The 22,082-nt window shown below is 71.1% G+C and carries 22 protein-coding genes; 13 read left to right on the top strand and 9 right to left on the bottom strand.

Translation table 11 applies throughout. The annotated features are described in order from the left end of the window. Positions 1–3 precede the first annotated feature (3 nt). The 4 genes from msrB to AB0D57_RS41825 all read right to left on the bottom strand — a co-directional run bounded on the left by msrB (position 4) and on the right by AB0D57_RS41825 (position 3,484). Positions 4–411 (bottom strand): peptide-methionine (R)-S-oxide reductase MsrB, encoded by a 408-nt coding sequence (msrB, locus tag AB0D57_RS41840; protein ID WP_362086425.1) that lies wholly within the window; start codon positions 409–411, stop codon positions 4–6. A 28-nt stretch (positions 412–439) separates the two neighbouring features. After that, positions 440–1,825 (bottom strand): UDP-N-acetylmuramate--L-alanine ligase, encoded by a 1,386-nt coding sequence (gene murC / locus AB0D57_RS41835; protein WP_362086422.1) that lies wholly within the window; start codon positions 1,823–1,825, stop codon positions 440–442. A gap of 213 nt (positions 1,826–2,038) precedes the next feature. Next, entirely contained in the window at positions 2,039–2,512 is a 474-nt protein-coding gene (locus AB0D57_RS41830) for an indole-3-glycerol phosphate synthase (protein WP_362086419.1), read from the bottom strand. A gap of 168 nt (positions 2,513–2,680) precedes the next feature. Then, a complete protein-coding gene (locus AB0D57_RS41825; protein ID WP_362086416.1) occupies positions 2,681–3,484 on the bottom strand; it encodes a pyrimidine reductase family protein in 804 nt (267 codons plus the stop codon). Positions 3,485–3,521: 37 nt separating this feature from the next. Here AB0D57_RS41825 and zapE point away from each other — a divergent pair, with 37 nt between their 5' ends. From zapE to AB0D57_RS41800, 5 genes are all read left to right on the top strand, one after another. Next, positions 3,522–4,622, top strand: a complete 1,101-nt coding sequence (zapE, locus tag AB0D57_RS41820; protein WP_362086413.1) for a cell division protein ZapE — start codon at positions 3,522–3,524, stop codon at positions 4,620–4,622. A 179-nt stretch (positions 4,623–4,801) separates the two neighbouring features. Further along, positions 4,802–5,758 carry a slipin family protein gene (locus AB0D57_RS41815; protein WP_362086410.1) on the top strand — a complete coding sequence of 319 codons (957 nt, stop codon included), beginning with the start codon at positions 4,802–4,804 and terminating at the stop codon, positions 5,756–5,758. Between the two features lie 74 nt (positions 5,759–5,832). After that, the gene (locus AB0D57_RS41810; protein ID WP_362086407.1) at positions 5,833–6,699 is read left to right on the top strand and encodes a polysaccharide deacetylase family protein; all 867 of its coding nucleotides are present in this window, start codon (positions 5,833–5,835) and stop codon (positions 6,697–6,699) included. Positions 6,700–6,733: 34 nt separating this feature from the next. Beyond that, the gene (locus AB0D57_RS41805) at positions 6,734–6,931 is read left to right on the top strand and encodes a hypothetical protein (RefSeq protein WP_362086404.1); all 198 of its coding nucleotides are present in this window, start codon (positions 6,734–6,736) and stop codon (positions 6,929–6,931) included. A gap of 183 nt (positions 6,932–7,114) precedes the next feature. Beyond that, the gene (locus AB0D57_RS41800) at positions 7,115–7,831 is read left to right on the top strand and encodes an aminoacyl-tRNA hydrolase (protein ID WP_362086401.1); all 717 of its coding nucleotides are present in this window, start codon (positions 7,115–7,117) and stop codon (positions 7,829–7,831) included. A 33-nt stretch (positions 7,832–7,864) separates the two neighbouring features. Here the strand turns inward: AB0D57_RS41800 and AB0D57_RS41795 are convergent, their stop codons facing one another. Together AB0D57_RS41795 and AB0D57_RS41790 are read right to left on the bottom strand one after the other, a co-directional pair. After that, entirely contained in the window at positions 7,865–8,392 is a 528-nt protein-coding gene (locus AB0D57_RS41795) for a DinB family protein (protein WP_362086398.1), read from the bottom strand. A 63-nt stretch (positions 8,393–8,455) separates the two neighbouring features. Continuing rightward, positions 8,456–8,989, bottom strand: coding sequence for a GNAT family N-acetyltransferase (locus tag AB0D57_RS41790; protein WP_362086395.1), 534 nt, complete (start codon positions 8,987–8,989; stop codon positions 8,456–8,458). 345 nt (positions 8,990–9,334) lie between these two features. Between AB0D57_RS41790 and AB0D57_RS41785 the strand changes: the two genes are divergently transcribed. From AB0D57_RS41785 to AB0D57_RS41765, 5 genes are all read left to right on the top strand, one after another. Further along, positions 9,335–10,123, top strand: a complete 789-nt coding sequence (locus AB0D57_RS41785; RefSeq protein ID WP_362086392.1) for a DUF4142 domain-containing protein — start codon at positions 9,335–9,337, stop codon at positions 10,121–10,123. A 173-nt stretch (positions 10,124–10,296) separates the two neighbouring features. Next, positions 10,297–11,694 carry a DUF692 domain-containing protein gene (locus tag AB0D57_RS41780; protein ID WP_362086389.1) on the top strand — a complete coding sequence of 466 codons (1,398 nt, stop codon included), beginning with the start codon at positions 10,297–10,299 and terminating at the stop codon, positions 11,692–11,694. Between the two features lie 299 nt (positions 11,695–11,993). Continuing rightward, entirely contained in the window at positions 11,994–12,758 is a 765-nt protein-coding gene (locus tag AB0D57_RS41775) for a DUF4142 domain-containing protein (protein ID WP_362086386.1), read from the top strand. A gap of 148 nt (positions 12,759–12,906) precedes the next feature. Then, positions 12,907–13,689 carry a TIGR04222 domain-containing membrane protein gene (locus tag AB0D57_RS41770; RefSeq protein WP_362086383.1) on the top strand — a complete coding sequence of 261 codons (783 nt, stop codon included), beginning with the start codon at positions 12,907–12,909 and terminating at the stop codon, positions 13,687–13,689. Positions 13,690–13,810: 121 nt separating this feature from the next. Beyond that, positions 13,811–15,475, top strand: a complete 1,665-nt coding sequence (locus AB0D57_RS41765) for an alpha/beta hydrolase (protein WP_362086380.1) — start codon at positions 13,811–13,813, stop codon at positions 15,473–15,475. Positions 15,476–15,502: 27 nt separating this feature from the next. Here AB0D57_RS41765 and hemQ read toward each other — a convergent pair whose 3' ends face one another. Next, the gene (gene hemQ, locus AB0D57_RS41760; RefSeq protein ID WP_362086377.1) at positions 15,503–16,234 is read right to left on the bottom strand and encodes a hydrogen peroxide-dependent heme synthase; all 732 of its coding nucleotides are present in this window, start codon (positions 16,232–16,234) and stop codon (positions 15,503–15,505) included. Between the two features lie 4 nt (positions 16,235–16,238). Then, entirely contained in the window at positions 16,239–17,711 is a 1,473-nt protein-coding gene (hemG, locus tag AB0D57_RS41755) for a protoporphyrinogen oxidase (RefSeq protein ID WP_362086373.1), read from the bottom strand. Positions 17,712–17,902: 191 nt separating this feature from the next. On the opposite strand from hemG, the gene AB0D57_RS41750 reads away from it, so the two are divergent. Further along, on the top strand, positions 17,903–18,892 hold the full coding sequence (locus tag AB0D57_RS41750) for a DUF4349 domain-containing protein (protein WP_362086370.1): 990 nt from the start codon (positions 17,903–17,905) through the stop codon (positions 18,890–18,892). A gap of 27 nt (positions 18,893–18,919) precedes the next feature. Next, on the top strand, positions 18,920–20,338 hold the full coding sequence (locus AB0D57_RS41745; protein WP_362086367.1) for an FAD-dependent oxidoreductase: 1,419 nt from the start codon (positions 18,920–18,922) through the stop codon (positions 20,336–20,338). Positions 20,339–20,366: 28 nt separating this feature from the next. Here the strand turns inward: AB0D57_RS41745 and AB0D57_RS41740 are convergent, their stop codons facing one another. After that, a complete protein-coding gene (locus tag AB0D57_RS41740; protein ID WP_362086364.1) occupies positions 20,367–20,702 on the bottom strand; it encodes a hypothetical protein in 336 nt (111 codons plus the stop codon). A 118-nt stretch (positions 20,703–20,820) separates the two neighbouring features. Here AB0D57_RS41740 and AB0D57_RS41735 point away from each other — a divergent pair, with 118 nt between their 5' ends. After that, on the top strand, positions 20,821–21,636 hold the full coding sequence (locus tag AB0D57_RS41735; protein WP_362086361.1) for a rhomboid family intramembrane serine protease: 816 nt from the start codon (positions 20,821–20,823) through the stop codon (positions 21,634–21,636). Positions 21,637–22,082: the final 446 nt, after the last annotated feature.

Genomic DNA, 22,082 nt, shown 5'->3' with positions numbered 1-22,082 from the left:
CGGTCAGCCCTCGTCCGGCGTCAGCCGCAGCGAGATGCTGTTGATGCAGTACCGCTGATCGGTGGGAGTGGGATACCCCTCCCCCTCGAACACATGCCCAAGATGCGACCCGCACCGAGCACACCGCACCTCCGTCCGCAGCATCCCGTGCGACCGGTCCTCGATCAGCTCGACCGCGTCGGAATCCTTCGGGTCGAAGAAGGACGGCCAGCCGCAGTGCGACTCGAACTTCTCGCCGGAGGTGAAGAGCTCGGCGCCACAGGCCCGGCAGGAGTACACGCCCTGCGTCTTGGTGTCGGTGTACTCGCCGCGGAACGCCGGCTCCGTGCCCGCCTGGCGCAGGACGGCGTACTCGGCCGGGGTCAGCTCCGCGCGCCACTGCTCGTCCGGCTTTTCGATGTCGTACGACATGAAGCTCAACCCCTCACAAAAGCTACGGCTACTTCGACAGGCGGGTCAGGATCTCGGGGCCGAGATCCGTCACGTCACCCGCGCCCATGGTGAGAACCAGATCACCGGGCTTCGCCATTCCCGCGACGATCTCGGGCACCGCCGCCTTGTCGTGCACCGGCGTCACGTCCGCGCCCGCCGCCCGCGCCGCCTCGATGATCAGTTCGCTGGTGACGCCCGGGATCGGGTCCTCGCGGGCCGGGTAGATGTCGAGGACCACGGAGGCGTCCGCGAGGGACAGGGACTGGCCCATTTCCTTGGCCAGCTCCTGGGTGCGGGAGAACAGATGGGGCTGGAAGACGACCAGGATGCGGCCCGAGACACCCGCGCGCATCGCCTCCAGGTCCGCTGTCATCTCCGACGGGTGGTGCGCGTACGAGTCGACGACCTGGACGCCCGCCTCCTCGCCCTTCAGCTGGAGGCGGCGCTTCACCCCGGTGTAGGAGGCCAGCGCGGGGGCCAGGTCGGACGCCGGGATGCCCAGCGCCACGCCCGCCGCGAGCGCCGCGACCGCGTTGTGCGCGTAGTGGCGGCCGGGGACGGAGACCGCGAAGGTCAGCTCCGAGCCGTCCAGCTCCACCGTCACCTCGCTCTTCAGGCCCTGGGCGGTGACGGACAGGACGCGGACGTCCGCGTCCGCCGATTCGCCGTACGTCACCACGCGGACGGAGTCCGGCAGCCGCCGGGTCAGTTCGCGCGCGCCCTCGTGGTCCGCGGAGATCACCAGCGTGCCGCCCGGCACGATCTTGCCCGCGAACGTCTCGAAGGACTCGTAGATCTCGTCCATGGACGCGTAGTTGGCGTGGTGGTCCAGCTCCACGTTCAGGACGATCGCCACCTCGGGCGCGTACTTGTGGAAGCTGCGGTCCGATTCGTCGGCCTCGGCGACGAAGATCTCGCCCTCACCGTGCAGGGCGTTCGAGCCGGGGGCGTCCAGGTCGCCGCCGATCGCGTACGACGGGGACACACCGAGGGACGACAGGGACACCGCGAGCATCGACGTCGTCGTCGTCTTGCCGTGGGTGCCCGCGACCGCGATCGGGCGCAGGCCGTCCATCAGACGGGCGAGGGCGTCCGAGCGGTGGACCACCGGGATGCCGAGTTCGGCCGCGCGGGCCAGCTCCGGGTTGTCGGCGCGGATCGCCGACGAGACGACCACACAGGTGGCGTCGGACGCCAGGTGGTCCGCCGCGTGGCCGATGTGCACGGTCGCGCCCAGCGCGCGCAGGGCCTCGGCGGTCGCGGACTCCTTCGCGTCGCTGCCCGCCACCTTCGCCCCGCGCTGCGCCAGGATCTTCGCGATCCCCGACATGCCGGCTCCGCCGATCCCGATGAAGTGCGGTCGGTCCATGGCGGTAGGAAGGCCGGGTGCCATGCGTGTTTCTCCCCAAGATCCGATACGAGGCTGAGCGCGCCGACGACGCGGCGCGCGCCCAGCCTAATCCTTGTCGTGAGCGCGCAGCGCTCCGACAGGGGCGCGGGGCCGTGTCCCTCGTGCGGCTCCGCCGCGTGGGCGCGACCAGCCACACACCACCCGCGGCAGCAAGCCCACCGCAACCTGAACGCCGCCCCCGCCCGGCGGCAGCGGCTATGCCTTGCTGTGCGAGAACAGCTTCAGCACCGGCACCCCCACCTTGTGCCGGGCCCGCGAGGCCCAGTCGCGGTGGAAGAACTCCTCCACGTAGTGGGGGTCGGTCAGCACGATGACCTCGTCGGCGTCGATCTCTTCGACCAGGACCTTCAGCGCGTCCAGCGGGTGATCCTCGATGAGCCGTCCCGCCGCCTCGCTGCCGGCCGAGCGCAGGGCCACCAGGGACACCTCGAGGGCCTGCCGTCCCTGGCCGGCCGCCTCATCGCCCTCCGGGACCTCGCGCTCGTGGGCCGCCTCGTCGAGCTCGCCGAGCGCGACGTCGTCGATGGCCCGCAGCAGTCGGTCCGCCTGGTCGCCCCGCGGCTGGAGCAGCACATGGAAGGCGACCTCCTCGTCACCGTGCAAGGTGGTGACGAATTCCACGTCGGCGGACGTCAGGGCCTTCTCGATCATCAATACGCTTGTGAACACGACAGGCGCCCTTCTCCTCCGTGGGCCTCCCTGGGCCCCTGCGGAAACCATCCTGCCCCGTGACCGCACGGGGTCTGCGAAATTTAGTGTGCCCTGCAGAAGATAAGCAGAACGGGATATTCACCTACTTGTCGGGACCTGCCCCGTTGTCAGGAGGGGCCCGGCTTGTCAGGGCCGACGGTAGCGGGCGAACAGGAACCCGGCCTCCTCCAACAGGGACGCCAGTTCGAACTGCTTCGGGGCCGCCATCGAGGGCCCCGAGGCGATCCGCTGCGCGTCGCCCGCGGTGAGCGTCGGGGAGAGGGTCAGGCAGAGTTCGTCGAGGACCCCGGCCGCGACCATCTGGCCCAGCAGCCGGGGGCCGCCCTCGGTCAGCAGCCTGGTCATGCCACGGTCGGCGAGGGCGCGTACGGCCCGGGCCGGGTCCACGCCCATGCCATCCCCGGCGACCACCACCTCGGCGCCCGCCTTCTCGGCCGCCGCCACCCGGTCCGGTGCCGCCGCGGCCCCCGTCAGGAGCAGCGTGGGCACCAGCGGCGAGGTGAAGAGGGGAAGGGAGAAGTCCAGGTCCACACCGGCCGTGACGACGGCGATCGCCGGTGCGGGGCCCTGGCCGGACGCCTCCCTCAGTGCCGCGAAGTCCGCACGCGCGCGTGCCGGGCGGTAACCCTCCTGGCGTACCGTTTCCGCGCCGACCACCACGACATCCGCGAGCGCCCTCAGCACACCGAAGATCCGCATGTCGGCGGCGCTGGAGATGCCCTGGGACTTCCCGTCGTGCTGGGCGGCCCCGTCGAGCGTGGAGACCATGTTGGCGCGCAGCCAGGGCTCACGGACATCGGGGTAGGCGTACACCTCCGCCAACTCCAGGAGCTCCCATTCGCGGTCCGCCCCCTCCGCACCGGCCGTCCCGGGGGCCCCCGCGGAGGCCTGGGCTGCTGTTTCGTAGGTCACAGGGAACAGGCGTCGCATGTCGTGCAGTGTGGCACGGCCCGTAGAGTGAGGAACCGTGTCGTCCTCCACCGCCGCTTCCGGGATCGATCCGATAGCCGAAGCAGCCCCCCTGTCCCTGTGCGCCCGCGAGCCGCACGTCCCCGCGGACCGGCTCGTCGCCGAGATGGTGCCGCCGCCGCGCTTCGACTCGGTGCGCTTCGAGACGTACATTCCGGACCCGAACCAGCCCAGCCAGACCGAGGCCGTACGCGTCCTGGCCGGCTTCGCGGCCGGTCTCGGCGGAGCGCACGCCCTCGGCACCGGCAAGCGGAAGCTGTTCGGCTTCGGAAAAGCCCCGGCGAAGGCCCCCGCCGGCCCCCGCGGCGTCTACCTCGACGGCGGCTACGGCGTCGGCAAGACCCACCTGCTCGCGTCCCTGTGGCACGCGACTCCGGCCGAGCCCTCGCTCAAGGCCTTCGGCACCTTCGTGGAGCTGACGAACCTGGTCGGCGCGCTCGGCTTCCAGCAGACCGTGCGCACGCTCTCCGGCCACCGGCTCCTGTGCATCGACGAGTTCGAACTCGACGACCCGGGCGACACGGTCCTCGTCTCCACCCTGCTCGGCAAGCTGGTCGACGCAGGCGTCGCACTCGCCGCCACCTCGAACACGCTGCCGGGCAAGCTCGGCGAGGGCCGGTTCGCGGCCGCCGACTTCCTGCGCGAGATCCAGGGCCTGTCCGCGCGCTTCCGGCCCCTGCGCATCGACGGCGAGGACTACCGCCACCGCGGGCTGCCCGAGGCCCCGGCGCCCTTCACCGACGAGCAGGTCACGAAGGCCGCGTACGCCACCGCCGGGGCGTCCCTCGACGACTTCCCGCACCTGCTCGACCACCTCGCGCGCGTGCACCCCAGCCGCTACGGCGCCCTGACCGACGATCTCAGGGCCGTCTGCCTCACCGACGTCCAGCCCGTTCCGGACCAGTCGACGGCGCTGCGGCTCGTCGTCCTCGCCGACCGGCTCTACGACCGCGAAGTGCCCGTCCTCGCCTCCGGAATGCCCTTCGACAAACTGTTCAGCGAGGAGATGCTGAACGGCGGCTACCGCAAGAAGTACTTCCGCGCCATATCCCGGCTGACCGCCCTCGCGCGGGACGCCAAGGGGCTCGTCGAGGCGTAGATCACGACGAGATCTCGGCACTTCCCCTCCCGCCCCCGCCCCCGCCCCCGCCCCCGCCCCCGCCCCCAGACTGATCCCAGGTGGAGTCGGACGGGGCTGGGCTCGCCGCGCGGCGGGCCCAGCCCTACGACGTAAAGTAGACATATTAGGCATAATGGGGGGCTCGGAAGGGGGTCGTCATGCTCGAGGAGCTCCTGGTCGCGGGTGTGGCGGTCGGTTCGGCGGGGTTCGTGTACCTCGTGGCTGCGGCCCGGGTGGTCAAGCAGTACGAGCGGGGCGTGGTCCTGCGACTCGGCCGACTACGGGGTGCCGTGCGCGCCCCAGGGTTCACCATGATCGTCCCGGGCGTGGACAAACTGCGCAAGGTCAACATGCAGATCGTCACGATGCCCGTGCCCGCACAGGACGGCATCACCCGGGACAACGTCACGGTCCGGGTCGACGCGGTCATCTACTTCAAGGTGGTGGACGCGGCCGACGCGGTCATCCAGGTCGAGGACTACCGCTTCGCGGTCTCGCAGATGGCGCAGACCTCGCTGCGGTCGATCATCGGCAAGAGCGACCTCGACGATCTGCTCTCCAACCGCGAGAAGCTCAACCAGGGCCTGGAGCTGATGATCGACAGTCCGGCCATGGGCTGGGGTGTGCAGATCGACCGTGTGGAGATCAAGGACGTGTCGCTGCCGGAGACGATGAAACGGTCGATGGCCCGGCAGGCGGAGGCCGACCGTGAGCGACGGGCCCGCATCATCAACGCCGACGCGGAGCTCCAGGCGTCGAAGAAGCTGGCCGAGGCCGCCGGGGTGATGTCCGATCAGCCCGCCGCGCTCCAACTGAGGCTGCTGCAGACGGTGGTGGCGGTCGCGGCGGAGAAGAACTCGACGCTCGTACTGCCCTTCCCGGTGGAGCTGCTGCGGTTCCTGGAGCGGGCGCAGGCCCAGCCGGGGCCACCACCGGCCGAGCCGTCGACACCCCCATCGGTCGAGCCGCCGGCACCCCTACCGCCCGAGCCGCCGGCACCCCCGCCGGTCCGCGCGACAACCCCTCCGGCTGCCACATCCGGGCCTTCAGGACCCCGACCCCCGAGGAGCTCAAGCACTCCTTCCTCTGCGCAAGGGGGAGCTCCGCCCGGGTGACTTCCGGGGCGCACCCTGTCCGGCACACCTCCGCAATAGGCAAATAATCAGACTTACCCGGATATCTTCATCCGGTGATCATTTCAGTACGCCGATTTGCCGCAACGTGCGCGTTGGGTGCCCTCGGCGCAGCACTCGCCGCCTGCGGCGCTCCCGGCACCCCGCCTGCCCCCCACCAGGGAAACCCCGTTCCCGTCCGCACCAGCGCCGCGCCCTCCCTACCGCCCACGCTGGCCCCGGGTCCGGCCGGCCTTACCCCCGTCTTCGAGAACGGCCCGCGGACGCGGGACAAGACCGTGGCACTGACCTTCGACGCGGACATGACCGCGGATCAGGGGGAACGGGCGGCGGGCGGTGAGCACTTCGACAATCCGCGGCTCATCGCCACGCTGCGTGCGTTCAAGGTGCCGGCCACGGTGTTCATGACGGGGCGGTGGGCCGACGAGTACCCGCAGGAGGCCAGGTCGATCGGGCAGGACCCGCTCTTCGAGGTCGCCAACCACTCGTACAGCCATTACGCCTTCACCGAGGACTGCTACGGGCTGCCGACCGTGCCCGCGGACGAGATGCGGACGGACGTGGAGCGGGCGTACGCCGCCTTCAGGAGGGCGGGGGTGCCCCGTGCGATGCCGTACTTCCGTTTCCCGGGCGGGTGCTACGACCAGCGGGCCCTGCGGACACTGAGCGCGGCCGGGGTGACCGCCGTGCAATGGGACGTGGTCAGCGGGGACGCCTTCGCCACGGACGCGGACGCGGTGGCCCAGCAGGTGCTGGACGGCGTACGGCCCGGTTCCGTCGTCGTCATGCACTGCACGCGCAGTGCGGCTCCGGCGACCGAGCAGGCCCTGCGCACGATCGTGCCCGAGCTACGAAAGAAAGGTTTCCGCTTTGTGAAGGTGTCCGAGCTGATCAGGGCGGGGGCGAGGGGCGAGCACCCGTAGTAGGCAGCCGTCCGACCCGGCCTACGCTGGGAACATGACCGACACCCCCGACACCTCCGACACCTACTGCGACACCCCCGCGGCCCCGGCCACCCCCACCGCGGACGGGCCGCCGTTCGCCGAGTGCGTGCTGTGCCAAAAGCCGACGGAGTACCCGGAGTCGTACAAGGGAATGACGCTGTGCCCCGTCTGCGAATGGCAGGAGGCCCAGCGGACCGCTTGTTCAGGCTGACCGACGTGCGGTGAGCGCGCCTGCCGTGAGCAACGCGGCGGCAGCGGCGGCGCGGGAACGGGGAGCATGGGGGTCATCCTCGCGCGGGTGCACCGGCGCTCGCCGAGAAATGGATCTTCCGCCGCCCAAGAACCGATTCTCCGCCGCCGAAGAACCGATCTTCCGCCTGGCACACTGGAGGGCGTGAGCAGTGACCTGACCCCGGCCGACGACAGCCCCTTCCGTTCCGAGCGCACCTCGCGCGACGAGGCACCGCAGTTCGTGCTGCCGCTGGTCGCACGGATCGAGAAGGCCGATCCCCCGGCGCGTACGGACGCGCTGGAGACCGCGGCCCGCGCCGTGTTGACGATCCTCAGCGACGAGCGGTCCCTGGCCGACGGCGAGTGGGCGCAGGCGATGCGGGACTGGCAGGACGCCCGGATCCGCAAGGTCGTCCGACGGGCGCGCGGCGCCGAGTGGCGGCGGGCCGAGGCACTGCCCGGGATCACGGTGACCGGGAAGTCCGCAGAGGTGCGCGTCTTCCCGCCGGTCCCGCTGGACGGCTGGCCGAAGGACCTCGCCCGGCTCCAGGTCTCCGGCACGGACCTCGACGACCCGGAGCCGCCGGTGGACGCCGATCCTGTGGCGCCGGTGCTGTGGCTCAACCCCGACGTCCACATGTCGGCCGGCAAGACGATGGCCCAGGCGGGGCACGGCGCCCAACTGGCCTGGTGGGAGCTGTCGGACGAGGAGCGGGCAGCCTGGCGCGACGCCGGTTTCCCGCTGGCCGTCCGCACCGCGGCCCCGGCCCTCTGGCGTGAACTCACCACGAGCGGCCTGCCGTTGGTCCGCGACGCGGGCTTCACGGAGGTCGCACCGGGGTCGTGCACGGTGGTCGCGGACCATCCGGCGCTGCGCTGAGGGGCGTACGGACGCCTCAGCCCCCTGGCGCGATCACCGTTGAGCGGTGGTGCTCGCTCCGTCGAGCGCTTCCCGGATGATGTCCGCATGCCCGGCGTGCTGGGCCGTCTCCCTGATCAGGTGCAGGAGGACCCGGCGCGCAGACCAGTGGACGGTCTCCGGCGGGGACCATGGAGTCCTGGGGAGGGGCACGCTCCGGTCCAGGTCCGGAAGTACCGCCACGGCCTCCTCGGTCGTCCGCGCCGCCGCCTCGTACTGGTTCAGCAGTCCCGTGAGTGTTTCGCCGTCGGCCATGCTGTATTGCCCCATGTCGAGCATGCCTTCCGGCAGCTCTCCGTCCCCCTTGACCATGATCTGCATCCACACCTGCTCACCGCGGGTGATGTGCTTGACGATCCCGCCCAGGGTGAGGGCGCTCACGGTCGTGCGCTGTGCGGCCTGAGCGTCGGTGATGCCGCGGACTGTGATCAGCAGCAACTCCCGCTGCTCCGCGAGTGCCCGCAGCAGTTCACCGCGCTCACCTCGGAGGAACGGGGCTGGGTTGTCATGCGAAGTGGTCATGGGCCGACCGTAGGGGGCATTTAGGTCAGTAGGTGTCCTCGATGGCCCGTCGGCCTGTTCTGTTCACGCATGGAACTCGGTGAGGTCGATGGCGTGAACGTGCAGCGGAAAGCCGTACACCGGGTGCTCGGTCTCGCGTTCCGGCTTCATGCCGAGCTTGCGGATGACGTTCTCGGAGGCGTCGTTGCCCACTCGGTTGATGCTGATGACGCGGTCGAGGCCGCGGTCCTGGAGTGCGAACTCCAGCGTGGCATGGGCGGCTTCGGACGCGTATCCCTGGCCCCAGAACTGTGAGCCGAGGCGCCAGCTGATCGCCACGGCGGGCAGCACCTCCGGCAGGAACTCGGGCACGGACAGGCCCGCGAAGCCGGCCAGTTCGCCGGAGGCCAGCAGTTCGACGGCGAAGAGGCCGAAGCCCTCCTCGTCCCATTCCTCCTCCCATCGTTCGATGTCCTCCGCCGTCTGGTCCACGTCTCGGACCGAGCCGTCGTCGATCCAGTGCATGACCTGGGGGTCCGCATTGATGTCCGCCAGAGGGGCAAGGTCGTCGTCGTGCCAGCGGCGCAGGAGGAGGCGGGGGGTACGGATCTCGGTCATGGCGCCCATCCTGCCTGATGGGTGACCATCGGACCGACGCCCGGGCGGAGACGACGTGTCGCTTGGGTACCGACGGATCCGGCGAGGCGCGGGCCCGGGTTCGCGTTCGCGCCGCCGCTGGACGTGCCCATAGTGGGGCGGGCCCGCTGGACGAGATGCTACGGCTGCTGGGGCGCACGCCGGAGCGGTGACCACTGTCGAGCCGCCGGGTGGGAATGGTCGAGCCGACAGGTTTGAACAACCGGCGGTCCCGTTTGAACATCCCGGCCGCCCCTTCCGTATCTTCAGTCGCTGGCCAAGTACAGGTTTCCAACGACCAGTTGGTTTCCCCCCGGGAGGCTTATTTTGCGGCGTATCAATGGTTCGGCCCTCGTCATAGCGGCACTCGTCGCCACAGTCGGGGCGCTCGCGTTCCCCGTGTGGTCGTACGCCGACCGCTCGGGCACTGGCGTGTCAAATCTGGCGGCCGGGACGGTGAACACACAGTGGGGGCCCTTGTCCGCCGCTGACCGCGACCTGATCGTCCGTGTGCGCCTGGCGGGACTCTGGGAGCTGCCGGCCGGGCAGCAGGCGATCGAGCGGGCCCCCACCGCGGCGATCAAGGAGGCGGGCGATCACCTGATCGTCGGCCACACCGACCTCGACAAGCGGGTGCGCATCGTCGCGGCCCAGCTCGGTGTCGAGCTTCCGAACCAGCCGAACGAACAGCAGCAGGGCTGGTTGCAGGAGCTGACCGCGGCCTCGGGCAAGGAGTACGAGCAGAAGTTCGCGAACCTGCTGCGGTCCGCGCACGGCAAGATCTTCCCGGCGATCGGAGCGGTGCGGAACAGCACGCGCAACTCGCTGGTCCGGCAGCTGGCCACGGACACCAACCAGACCGTGCTCGACCACATCACGGTGCTGGAGAAGACCGGGAACGTCGACTTCGACGCCATCGCCAACGACACGGCGGCCGGTTCGACCGCCAGCCCCACCGGCCCCCCGCCGCCGGCCGCCGGGGTGTCGCCGGGCTCCGCGCCGCCCGTGCAGCCGGGCGATGGCGTCACCGCCACGTCGAGCCCGTCACCGGCGGCACCGGGCAACGTCAACACCGCCCGGCCGGAGCCCTCGGACCCGAACAACCTGCTGCAGTAGGAGCGGCGTTGCGCCCGGGACGGGAACCTCAAATGTTGCTCTGAAGGTCCGCCCCGGTGGGTTCGGCCCCGGCCACCGGGGCCATGACTCCGTCACGCCGGACCACAAGTCCGTCGTAGTCGTAGGGAGAGAACAGGCAGCGTCCGGGGTCGGTCGGGGACGGAGGAGGGGACATGAAGCAGCCGAGGCGGCTGGGTACGGGAATCGGGTGGCGGCCGGAGATCGCCGAGGCCGTGGAGCGCATGCCCGGCATCGACTGGGTCGAAGCCGTGGCGGAGAACCTGTGCCCCGGTCATCTTCCCGAGTCGCTGCTGCGGCTGCGCGAGCGCGGGGTCACTGTGGTGCCGCACGGGGTCTCGCTCGGCCTCGGTGACGCGGACCGGCCCGACGAGGCCCGCCTCACCGCCCTCGCCGAGCGAGCCGAGGCGCTGGGCTCCCCGCTCGTCACGGAGCACATCGCCTTCGTACGGGCCGGGGGCGCCCTCACCGCGTCCGAGCGGCTGGAGGCCGGGCACCTGCTGCCGGTACCGCGCACCCGGGACGCGCTGGACGTGCTGTGCGAGAACATCCGTATCGCACAGGCCGCGCTCCCCGTTCCGCTCGCCGTGGAGAACATCGCCGCGCTGATCTCCTGGCCGGGCGAGGAGATGACCGAGGGGCAGTTCCTCTACGACCTGGTCGACCGCACCGGCGTACGCCTCCTCATCGATGTCGCCAACCTCCACACCAACCACGTCAACCGCGGCGAGGACCCCGCCAAGGCCCTCGACGAACTTCCCGTCGAGGCGATCGCCTACGTCCATGTCGCCGGCGGCTTCGAACGGGACGGCGTCTGGCACGACAGCCACGCCCATCCCGTCCCCCGGCCGGTCCTCGACATCCTGGCCGACCTCGCCTCCCGCGTGACCCCGCCGGGAGTTCTCCTCGAACGGGACGAGAACTTCCCGGAGCCGGGTGAGCTGGAGCGGGAGTTGGGGGCGATCCGGGGGACGCTCGAGAAGGCACGGGACGGCAGGGCGGCGACGGTCGCCGTGTCCGGCGACGCCACGACCGCCACAGACGCCGATCCCGCCACAGAAGCCGACGCCACCGCGGAAGCCGGGCACAGCACCACGGAAGCCGACAGCACCACAGAAACCGACAGCACCGCGGACGACACCACCCGCCAGCGCCTCGCCCTCTCGCAAACCGCGCTGCTCTCCGCGCTCGTCGCGGGAACCCCTGTCCCCGAGGGGTTCGACCGGGTGCGGCTGGGCGTGCAGGCGCGGGCGCTCGCCGCCAAGCGGGCGGATGTCGTCGCGAAGGTGGCGGCGGAGTTGCCGGAGATCCTCGGGGACACCTACCGGCCGGCGTTCCTCACGTATGCGCAAGGGCATCCCATGACCGGCGGCTACCGGCGCGACGCGCTGGACTTCGCCGAACACCTCCTGCTCGCCGGGCGACCCGACGACGCGGAGACCCGGCGCCGACTGCGCGACTGGTGGCTGGAGCGATCCGGCCCGGCTCCCCTGTCCCAGCGCCCCACGGCCCGCCTGGCCCGCGCCACCCGCCGGGCCCTGCTGCGCCGCTGACGCCCGGCAGGCGGTCAGCAGGCAGTCGGCCTCAGCCGAAACCGGCCCTCCTACGCGCACCGCAGCGGCCCGCCCCGCAGAGTGTGCCGGGGTTAACACCGCACCCCGGCCGACCGGATCACACATCCCCTTCCGGAGGATTTCGGGCGGTCTGACCTACGTCCGGCGTACCCCATCCGACACCATTCCTCCCGCTCCTCAACCCTTTCTTCCTGTACGGCAGTTGGCGTAGCGCCCGCAGTAATATGCCAACCCGCACGCAAAGCGCACTAGCGTGCGGTGCCGCAACAGGAGGCACCATGCGATCCATCAACCGCACCGGATTGGTCAGTGGAACAGGACTGATCATCGCGGGCCTCACGGCGACCCTCGTCGCGCTGGTCTTTCCGATCTGGTCGTACGCGGACCGCTCCGGCACCGGCCTGGACACCCTGAACGCCCAGTCCGTGTCGACACAGTTCGGTCCGCTGTCGGCGCTGGACCGGGAGTTCATCACCAAGGTCCGGCTGGCCGGGCTGTGGGAGCTGCCCGCGGGCCAACAGGCCGAGGAGCGCGGCACCACGCAGGCCGTACGGACGGCCGGCGCGCATCTCATCGAGGGCCATACCTTCCTGGACACCCGCGTCCGGAACGTCGCCGCACGGCTCGGCCTCGAACTGCCGAACCAGCCCAACTCGCAGCAACGCGCGTGGCTGGACACGCTCGGCGCGGCGCACGGCGTGACCTACGACCGCGAGTTCGCGAACATCCTCCGCAGGGCCCACGGCAAGGTCTTCTCGGTCGTCGCCCAGGTCCGCGCGAACACCCGCAACTCCCTCGTACGCGACCTGGCCGACGACGCGAACACCACCGTGCTGGACCACATCAAGGTCCTCGAAGCCACCGGGTACGTCGACTTCGACGCCCTCGCCCAGGATGCCGCGACCGCGAGCCCGCCTCCGCTCACCAACTCCCCGGCGCCACCGGGTCCCACGCGATCCCCGGGCACCGCCGTCCCCGTGACCCCGTCGGGGACCTACCCCCTCCCGTCGGCCGCGTCCCGCCCCCTCAGCTCCGCACCCTGAGGGAAAGCCTGAACGCCACAGCCTTGACGCAACAGCCGGAACGTCACACCCGCAACGCCACAGCCGGAACGTCACAGACCGACAACGCTCCGTCCACAAGGTGGATAAGCCGTGGCGCCGACCTGCCGCCTTCACATAGAAACACGCCATGTTCTGGGTCCTTCTCCTGCTCCTGGCCTGGGCCGCGGCCGGCCTCTCCTGTACTCGGCTGTGCCTGGCCGCCATGCGTGCGGCGGCCGTCGACGCGGACGCGGCGCGCGGACACCACCTCACGCTGTACGAGGCGGCGTTCCTGTCCGGCGGCCCCGCCCGGGTCGCCGAGCTGACCCTGGTGTCGATGGCCCGTCAGCGCCGTCTGCTGCTCGCGCACACCGGCTGGGCGACCGTCGTGGATCCGCGCGGGCGCGACGAGATGGAGCGCTCGGTGATAGGAGCCATAGGACCGGAGGGGCAGTCCCGGATAGCGCCCGTGCGGGCGACGGCAGCCACCGCGGACTCCGTACGCGGTCTCGGCGACCGTCTGGTGGCCGCGGGCCTCGCCGTGCCCGACGGCGCCCGCACCACCGTCGCGGGCGCCGTCCGCCAGGTCCAGGCCGCCGCCGCGGCCGTCTTCGCGCTCGCCGCCGTCGCCCTGCTGATGCCCTCTCAGACCACCGAGAGCGATGTGCCGGTCGCGATCTGGTTCGCGCTCCCGCTCATCCTCACCCTGAGCTGTCTCGCCATCGCCCGCATCGAGGTCCACCCCTACACGCGCTGGGCCTCCCCGGCCGGGCAGCGGCTGCTCGGCACCCTCAGCCGGCGCACCGACCTCGCCGCCGACGACCGTACGTACCTCACCTCGGTCGCCGTACGCGGCATCCGCGCGGTCGGCGAGCCGGACCTGCGCGCGGCCTTCGCGCACCGCGACCGGACGCCCGGAAGAAGGGGCTGACCGGCGCCCGAGGGGGCGCATCGGGGTCAATGGCGCCGACACCGGCACCCGGTGCTTTACTTCACCCACCGCCGAACGAAACATCCCCTTTGTCGCTGCCGTGCGCTGAAGGGATTACGCGATGAGAGCTGCCGTCCTTTATGGAACCGCCGGGTCCTTGGTCCTGAGCGCCCTCGCCGCCATCCCCGCGGGCGGCGCCCCGGCCAGGCCGGACCCCGCCATCCGCATGCTGTCGGCCGAAACACAGGGCACCGCCGTCGCCGCCGCGCGCGCCGCGGACGCCGGCATCCGCTTCGGTTCGTGCGAGAAGGAGCAGGACCTCCCGGCCGGCTTCCAGTGCGGCACGGTCACCGTGCCGCTCGACTACGCGCGCCCCGACGGCAAGCAGATCAAACTGACCGTCAGCCGCGCCAAGGCCACCGGCAAGGACGCGCGGAACGCGAAGCACAAGGTGCCGCGCCAGGGCGCCCTGGTCTACAACCCCGGCGGCCCGGGTGCCTCCGGCATGTACTTCCCGCTGGTCGGTTCCCTGCCCGCGTGGAAGCGCATCGCGGCGGCGTACGACCTCGTCGGTTACGCCCCGCGCGGCGTGGGCAAGTCGGCCCCGCTGTCCTGCCAGGACCCCAAGCACTTCGTGAAGGCGCCCTCCCAGGCACCGACGCACCCCTCGGAGACGTACAAAAGGCAGCGCATCGCTGAGGCGAAGGCGTACGCACGCGGCTGCCTCAAGCGCTCCGGTGAAGCCATCCAGCACTACACCTCGCTCAACAACGCCCGCGACCTGGATGTGCTGCGCGCCGCGCTCCGCGAGCCGAAACTGACCTTCATGGGGGCTTCGTACGGCACGTACTTCGGTGCGCTCTACGCGACGCTCTTCCCCTCCCACGTACGCCGGATGGTCTTCGACTCGGCGGTGAACCCCGACCCCGAGCAGATCTGGTACGAGAACAACCTCGACCAGTCGGCCGCTTTCGAGCGCCGGTGGGCCGACTTCCGCGCGTGGGTCGCCCGGCACGACAAGGTGTACAGACTCGGCGCCACGCCCGGAGAGGTGATGCGCAGCTACGAGAAGGCGCGGGCGCGGCTCGCCGCCTCGCCCGCGGGCGGCAAGGTCGGGCCCGGGCAGCTTCAGGGCGCGTTCCTGCAGGCCGGGTACTACGACGACTACTGGCCGCAGCGCGCCATGGCGCTGTCCGCCTATCTGAAGGGCGACCCGAAGCCGCTGATCCAGCAGGCCGGGCCGCACCCGGAGGCGTCCGTCGAGCAGGAGAACGGCAACGCGGTCTACACGGCCATCGAGTGCAACGACGCGTCCTGGCCGACGGACTGGCGCACCTGGGACCGCGACAACACGCGTCTCGCGCGCGTGGCGCCGTTCGAGACCTGGGACAACGCGTGGATGAACCTGCCGTGCGCGTACTGGTCCGTGCCGCGGCAGAAGCCGCTCAATGTGCGGACGCTGCCCGGGGAGCTGCCGCCGACCTTGATCCTGGCGGCCGAGCGGGACGCGGCGACGCCGTACGAGGGGGCGGTGGAGTTGCGGCGGCGGCTGTCCGGCTCGGTCCTGGTGACCGAGAACGGAGCCGGGATGCATGGGATCGGCGGCGGGCCCAACAAGTGCGTCAACGGCCACCTGGACGCGTATCTGCTGGAGGGCCGGCTCCCGAAGCGGAGTTCCGGGTGCGCGCCGCACGCGGAGCCCAAGCCGGTGGCGCCGGGCGGTCCTTCGGCGACCTCGAAGGACCTGAAGGCCCTGAAGGCCCTGAGACACCCGAAGGCCTCGTAGACCGCCCGGCCCGCCGCGAAGGCCTGATCAGGCGAGGCCCGCGACCAGCTCGGTGATGTCCTTGCGGCGGCCCGTGTAGAACGGGACCTCCTCGCGGACGTGCATGCGGGCCTCGGAGGCGCGCAGGTGGCGCATGAGGTCGACGATGCGGTACAGCTCGTCGGCCTCGAAGGCCAGGATCCACTCGTAGTCGCCCAGCGAGAACGAGGCGACCGTGTTGGCGCGCACGTCCGGGTAGCCGCGGGCCATCTTGCCGTGGTCGGCGAGCATGCGGCGGCGGTCCTCGTCGGGCAGCAGGTACCAGTCGTAGGAGCGCACGAACGGGTAGACGCTGATGTAGTTGCGCGGCGTCTCGTCGGCGAGGAACGCCGGGATGTGCGCGCGGTTGAACTCGGCGGGGCGGTGCAGCGCCATGTTCGACCAGACCGGCTCCAGGGCGCGGCCCAGCTTGGTGCGCCGGAAGAGGTTGTACGCCTCCTGGAGCTGGTCGCTGGTCTCGGCGTGCCACCAGATCATGACGTCGGCGTCGGCGCGCAGCCCCGACACGTCGTACGTGCCGCGGACGGTGACGTCCTTCGCGGCGAGCTGGTCGAAGAGCTCCTGGACCTCGTCGGCGTAACCGGCGCGGTCCGCGGGGAGCGCGTCGCGCAGTTTGAAGACGGACCACAGGGTGTAGCGGATGACCTCGTTGAGGTCCTTGGCCTTCTTGCCGATGTTCGGGATCTTCGCGGGGCCGGTGGTGGGGGCGTCGTCACTCATGAGGCTATTCTCCCGCGCCGCCGTGGAGGCTCTCCACCGGGTGCGCGGTCAGCGCGTCCAGTCCGGTGCGGTCGCCGCTCAGCTGGTCCACTGCCGCATACGCGCTCGCGATGCAGGCGGGGATGCCGACTCCGTCGTACGCCGCACCGCACACGGCGAGCCCCGGGAGCTTGCCCACGTGCTCGCGGACGCGGGCCACGCGCGCGTGGTGCCCGACGGGGTACTGGGGCAGTCCGTCGTCCCATCGTGTCACCCGGGTCGCGACGGGCTCGGCGGCCAGGCCGGTGGCCTCGCGCAGGTCGCGGCGGGACACGTCCACGAGGTCGGCGTCCGCCCGCCCGAGCACCTCGGTCTCGCCGTACCGCCCGACGGAGGTCCGCAGGACGAGCAGGTCGGGGTTGTCCTCGGCGATCCAGCCCCACTTCTGGGAGGCGAAGGTGGACGCCTTGATGGTGTGCCCGTCCACGGGCGGCACCAGGAAACCACTCCCGTCGGGGAGGGCGATCTCACCGCGGCGGTAGGCGAGGGTGACCAGCGCCATGGAGGCGTACTCGACGGCTGCCAGCTCGGCGGCGGCCACGGGCGCCTCGGTACGCAGCAGGGCGGCCGCTGCCGGGGCGGGCAGGGCGAGGACGACGGCGTCGGTGTGCAGGACGCGGTCCGCCGCGACGACACGCCAACCGGTGGGCGAGTCGGCACCCCCGGTCCGGCGCAGTTCCGTCACCGGGGCACCCGTGACGATCTCTGCGCCACGCGCGTGTACCGACTCCGCTACCGCGAGCGGCAGTTGGCCCACTCCTCCCGCGATGCCCATGAAGACCGGCCCCGTCTGCTGGGCACCGGCCGCGCGCGCCTGGATCTCGCGGACCGCCTCCGTCAGCGAGTCGTGCCGGTGCGCCGCCTCGAAGAGCTGCGGTACGGCCGCGCGCATCGAGATGCGGTACGCGTCGCCCGCGTAGACGCCGCCGAGGAGGGGCTCGACCAGGCGGTCGACGACCTCACGGCCGAGGCGTGCCGCCACGTACTCCCCCACCGCCACGTCGTCGCCGACCTCCGTGCGGGGCAGGTCGGCGTCGCGCTCGATGCGCCGCAGGCCCTCGTCGGAGAGGACGCCGGACAGGGCGGAGGCGGTGCCGGGCACGCCCATGACGTGGCCCTTGGGCATGGGGCGCAGCGTGCCGCGGGTCCAGAGCGAGGCGCTCGCGGTGGCGGGCGGCTGGAGGCGGTCGGCGAGGCCCACCTCGCGGGCGAGCGCGACCGCTTCGGGGCGGCGCGCGAGCATCGACTCAGCTCCGAGGTCGACCCGCACGCCCGCGATCTCGCCGGGCAGCAGCTTGCCGCCGACGCGGTCCGACGCCTCCAGGACGGTCACCCGCATGCCCCGGTCCAGCAGCCGGTGGGCGGCGGCGAGACCGGCGATGCCGGCTCCGATGACGACGACGTGCCCCGCACCCGCGCGGGCTTCCACTGCGCTCATGCCTCCACCTTCTCAGACCGTTCCTGGCGACTGAGCGGGAGTGGGTCCCGTAGAAGAACGTCGCAGCGGCCCCCGGTGTCCTGCGCGAGTCCCGACCGTGACCGCATCGGGACCGTAACCGGCCAACGCTCCACCCTCGTCCGGCGTCGAAGGAACGTCAGAGGTCACCACCCCCGGGGGGAAACCGCACCATGCGCATACGACACTCCGTACGACCCGTTCAGGTCCTGGCAGGAATCTTCCTCGCCTCGGCCCTCGTACTCACCGGCTGCAGCGGCGCGAACGACAGCGGCGGCAGCAGCAGCGACGCCGCCGCGGAGGCCGCCGGCGACAGCAAGGCCGACCTGCAGGAGGGCGCCGGGGACGGTGGCAAGGGCAGCGCGGCCAAGCCCACCACGGCGCCCGAGCTGACCGCGTCCCACATCATCCGCACCGCCTCACTGACCGTGCAGGTCAAGGACGTGCCCAAGGCGCTGGACCAGGCCCGCACCACCATCGAGAACGCGGGCGGCTACGTCGGCAACGAGACCACCACCCTGGACGAGGAGGGCAGTGAGAGCACCACGGTCGTGCTGCGGGTGCCCGCCGAGAAGTACGGCGACGTCCTCGCCGACCTGGAGGGGGCGGGCAAGCTCATCGACCGGGAGGCCAAGGCGCAGGACGTCACGGACCAGGTCGTCGACGTGGACAGCCGCATCGCGTCGCAGCGCGCCAGTGTGAACCGCATCCGCGAGCTGATGGACCAGGCGACCAAGCTCACGGACGTGGTCACCCTGGAGGGCGAGTTGAGCCGCCGTCAGGCCGACCTGGAATCGCTGCTCGCCCGGCAGGCGTCCTTGAAGGACCGGACGAGCCTGGCCAAGATCACCCTGTCGCTGTCCGAGTCGCCGGTGAAGAAGACCGACAAGGACGACGACCCGGGGTTCCTGGACGCGCTCGCCGGCGGCTGGGACGCGTTCGTCACGATGCTGCGCTGGATCGTGGTGGCGCTCGGCGCGGTGCTGCCGTTCGCCGCGCTCGCGGCGCTGCTCGTGTTCGTGTGGTGGCGCGTCGTCCGTGCCCGGCGGGAGCTGCACCGGGTCCCGGCCGTCGCGGGCCCGGCACCGACCACCGGAACGCCCTCTGTCTCCGGCCTGCCCACGGCCCCGCCCGTCCAGCGGGAAGAGGGCGAGCAGGACTGAAAAGGCAGCTCCCCGTAGCGTGTTCGCATGAGCATGAGTCGTACGAGCGGTACGGGCAGTACGGGCAGGACGACGGAGCGTCTGGTCGTGATCGGCGGTGACGCGGCGGGGATGTCCGCCGCGTCGCAGGCGCGCCGGCTGCGAGGTCCTGAGGAGTTGGAGATCGTGGCGTTCGAGCGCGGCCACTTCACCTCCTACTCGGCGTGCGGCATCCCGTACTGGGTGGGCGGCGACGTCCCCGGGCGGGACCGGCTGATCGCGCGGACCCCGCAGGAGCACCGGGAGCGCCACATCGATCTGCGGATGCGCACGGAGGTCACGGAGATCGACGTCGCGGGCGGCCGGGTCCGCTCCCGGGACCTCGGATCCGGCGCCGAGGAGTGGACGTCGTACGACAAACTCGTGATCGCGACCGGCGCCCGTCCGATCCGCCCGGACCTGCCCGGCGTCGACGCCCCCGGCGTGCACGGGGTGCAGACCCTGGACGACGGCCAGGCCCTCCTGGACACGCTGACCGCGACGGAGGGCCGCCGTGCGGTGGTCGTCGGGGCGGGCTACATCGGCGTGGAGATGGCCGAGGCCCTGATCAACCGCGGTTACGAGGTGACGGTCGTCAACCGCGGCAAGGAGCCGATGTCCACGCTCGACCCGGACATGGGCCGGCTGGTGCACACGGCCATGGAGGCTCTGGGCATCACCATGGTCGACGACGCCGAGGTCACCAAGGTCCTCACCGGGGAGGACGGGCGGGTGCGGGCGGTCGCCACGCAGGACGCCGAGTACCCGGCGGACGTGGTCGTGCTCGGCATCGGCGTACGCCCCGAGACCACACTCGCCAAGGCCGCGGGACTGCCCCTCGGCGACCACGGCGGGCTGCTCACCGACCTGGCGATGCGGGTACGCGGTCACGAGAACATCTGGGCCGGCGGCGACTGCGTCGAGGTGCTCGACCTGGTCTCGGGGCGCGAACGGCACATCGCGCTGGGCACGCACGCCAACAAGCACGGGCAGGTCATCGGCGCCAACGTGGGCGGCGGTTACGCCACCTTCCCGGGCGTCGTCGGCACGGCGGTGAGCAAGGTCTGCGATCTGGAGATCGCCCGTACCGGGCTGCGCGAGAAGGACGCGCACCGGGCGGGCCTGCGGTTCGAGACCGTCACCATCGAGTCGACCAGCCGCGCGGGCTACTACCCCGGCGCCGAACTCATGACGGTGAAGATGCTCGCCGAGCGCCGCACCGGACGGCTGCTCGGCGTGCAGATCGTCGGCCGCGAGGGTGCCGCGAAGCGGGTCGACATCGCCGCGGTGGCGCTCACGGCGGGCATGACCGTGGAACAGATGACAGCCCTGGACCTGGGCTACGCACCACCGTTCTCACCCGTGTGGGACCCGGTGCTGGTGGCCGCACGCAAGGCGGTGGCAGCGGTACGCGAGAGCGCCGGCTGACCGGAGCGTCCCACCCCTGCCGGCGCCCCTACGCGGATTCGTGACCGGCGTTCCCATTGATGCGGTCTATGGCCTGCCGCGCCTGCTCGGCCGGCGGCCGCGCCGGCAAAGAGGACACCGAGGCCGAGGGGGCGACGGCCGCCGGCTGCGCGGTGGGTGGCTTCGCATGAGCCGCCGGCCGGGCGGACCGCAGCCGGTGGCTGACGGCCTCGTCGAGGGTCACCGGCCGCTGCATCCGCGCCGCGAGCCGTCCGGCCTCCTGGCCGAGCGCGGCGACGTCCTCCCAGGGGAGGTGCAGCACCAGGGCGATTTCCGCCTCACCGTCGGGCAGGGCATGCATCGGAGGAGTAACTCGGTCGTTCATCGCCTGTGTCCTCACGTCTTTGTCGCGTCGCGGGCGGTTGAGGAGACATACGGACGGGAGTGCGAGGGCGTTCAGGCGAGCACGGATTCACGGGGTGTATCCAGGGCACTAGTTCCTCGTGGTCATCCCCGTCCATGACGTGAACCCCGCGCGTCGCACGCCCTATGTGACGTATGCGCTGATCGCCGCCAACGTCCTCGTGTTTCTCTTCACCCCGGGCATCGCCGGGTCGGTGGCGGGCGACAGCGAGCTGTCGCAGCTGTGTCATCTGCAGGCGTTCCTGGAGCACTACGCCGCAGTGCCGCAGGAGCTGATCCACCAGCGGATGCCACAGATCGTGCCCACGGGCGAGGTCGGCATCGGCCCGCAGGGGCCCGGCTGTCTGGTGGGCCCGCCGAGCTACGACAAGTCGCCGCAGCTCTCGGTCCTCACGTCGATGTTCCTGCACGGCAGCTGGCTGCACCTGCTCGGCAACATGCTCTTCCTGCTGATCTTCGGCAACAACATCGAGGACCGCCTGGGCCACATCCGCTACGCGCTCTTCTACGTCACCTGCGGCTACGCAGCTGCGTATGGTTTCGCCCTTGCGAACTCCGACTCGGGCGACCCGCTGATCGGCGCGTCCGGGGCGATCGCCGGGGTGCTGGGCGCGTATCTGGTGCTGTTCCCGAAGGCCAGAGTGTGGGTCCTGGTCCCGTTCCTGGTCTTCCTGCCGCTGCGGCTTCCGGCCTGGCTGGTGCTGAGCTTCTGGTTCGTACTGCAGGCCGTGTACTCGTCCGGCGAGGGCGTCTCCGACGCGGGCACCGTGGCGTACGCGGCACACATCGTCGGCTTCCTGACCGGCATGCTGCTCGCCTGGCCGCTGCGCCCCGGCACCCCACCCCCCGAGCCGCGCAGCCTGCTGTTCGGCAGGCGCGCGCGGCCAAGTTGGTGAGAGCGGCAGAATCGGGCCTGATCACCAGACTCCCGGGGAGGCCGACACCACCCCCGCAAGGGCGAGAACGGCGAGCCGGGCCAGCGAGTACGAGCACCCAATTGCCCACCAATATTTGCACACCCAAACTTTGCATCAGAGGTCATACGGCGAGGTGTCATCCATGCGATCAGTCGCATCTTTGATCAGCTTGCCCCGGCTTTGGCAGAGCTCATGCTGACCCATCGCTGACTTCGCTGACTCACCGTCAGGAAGTGCGGAGCGCGTCGAGCCGCTCACAGGTTCACTCTCAGACTCCGCTCCCGACTCCCCCTCCACGCCCCTCCAGGATCGACCTCGCACCCATCAGAGGAGGCCGTGTCCCGCGACGTGGTGTAGGGGATCAAGAGCTACGCGTTCCGGTTCGAGACCCGTGGCGATCTCTGCGGAGACTGCAGCCCACGAAG

The organism is Streptomyces sp. NPDC048275, from assembly GCF_040652275.1.
Lineage (GTDB): Bacteria > Actinomycetota > Actinomycetes > Streptomycetales > Streptomycetaceae > Streptomyces.
The sequence above is the reverse complement of the archived record's forward strand: the minus strand, read 5'-3'. Positions and strand labels throughout refer to the sequence as shown.

Coding starts and splice junctions, on each gene's coding strand:
- murC (WP_362086422.1), bottom strand. CDS start 1,825: ATGGCACCCGGCCTTCCTACCGCCATGGACCGACCGCACTTCATCGGG.
- AB0D57_RS41825 (WP_362086416.1), bottom strand. CDS start 3,484: ATGCGACGCCTGTTCCCTGTGACCTACGAAACAGCAGCCCAGGCCTCC.
- AB0D57_RS41795 (WP_362086398.1), bottom strand. CDS start 8,392: ATGACCACTTCGCATGACAACCCAGCCCCGTTCCTCCGAGGTGAGCGC.
- AB0D57_RS41745 (WP_362086367.1), top strand. CDS start 18,920: ATGAGCATGAGTCGTACGAGCGGTACGGGCAGTACGGGCAGGACGACG.
- AB0D57_RS41790 (WP_362086395.1), bottom strand. CDS start 8,989: ATGACCGAGATCCGTACCCCCCGCCTCCTCCTGCGCCGCTGGCACGAC.
- AB0D57_RS41805 (WP_362086404.1), top strand. CDS start 6,734: ATGACCGACACCCCCGACACCTCCGACACCTACTGCGACACCCCCGCG.
- hemQ (WP_362086377.1), bottom strand. CDS start 16,234: ATGAGTGACGACGCCCCCACCACCGGCCCCGCGAAGATCCCGAACATC.
- AB0D57_RS41750 (WP_362086370.1), top strand. CDS start 17,903: ATGCGCATACGACACTCCGTACGACCCGTTCAGGTCCTGGCAGGAATC.
- AB0D57_RS41815 (WP_362086410.1), top strand. CDS start 4,802: ATGCTCGAGGAGCTCCTGGTCGCGGGTGTGGCGGTCGGTTCGGCGGGG.
- AB0D57_RS41780 (WP_362086389.1), top strand. CDS start 10,297: ATGAAGCAGCCGAGGCGGCTGGGTACGGGAATCGGGTGGCGGCCGGAG.
- AB0D57_RS41740 (WP_362086364.1), bottom strand. CDS start 20,702: ATGAACGACCGAGTTACTCCTCCGATGCATGCCCTGCCCGACGGTGAG.
- AB0D57_RS41775 (WP_362086386.1), top strand. CDS start 11,994: ATGCGATCCATCAACCGCACCGGATTGGTCAGTGGAACAGGACTGATC.
- AB0D57_RS41770 (WP_362086383.1), top strand. CDS start 12,907: ATGTTCTGGGTCCTTCTCCTGCTCCTGGCCTGGGCCGCGGCCGGCCTC.
- AB0D57_RS41765 (WP_362086380.1), top strand. CDS start 13,811: ATGAGAGCTGCCGTCCTTTATGGAACCGCCGGGTCCTTGGTCCTGAGC.
- hemG (WP_362086373.1), bottom strand. CDS start 17,711: ATGAGCGCAGTGGAAGCCCGCGCGGGTGCGGGGCACGTCGTCGTCATC.
- msrB (WP_362086425.1), bottom strand. CDS start 411: ATGTCGTACGACATCGAAAAGCCGGACGAGCAGTGGCGCGCGGAGCTG.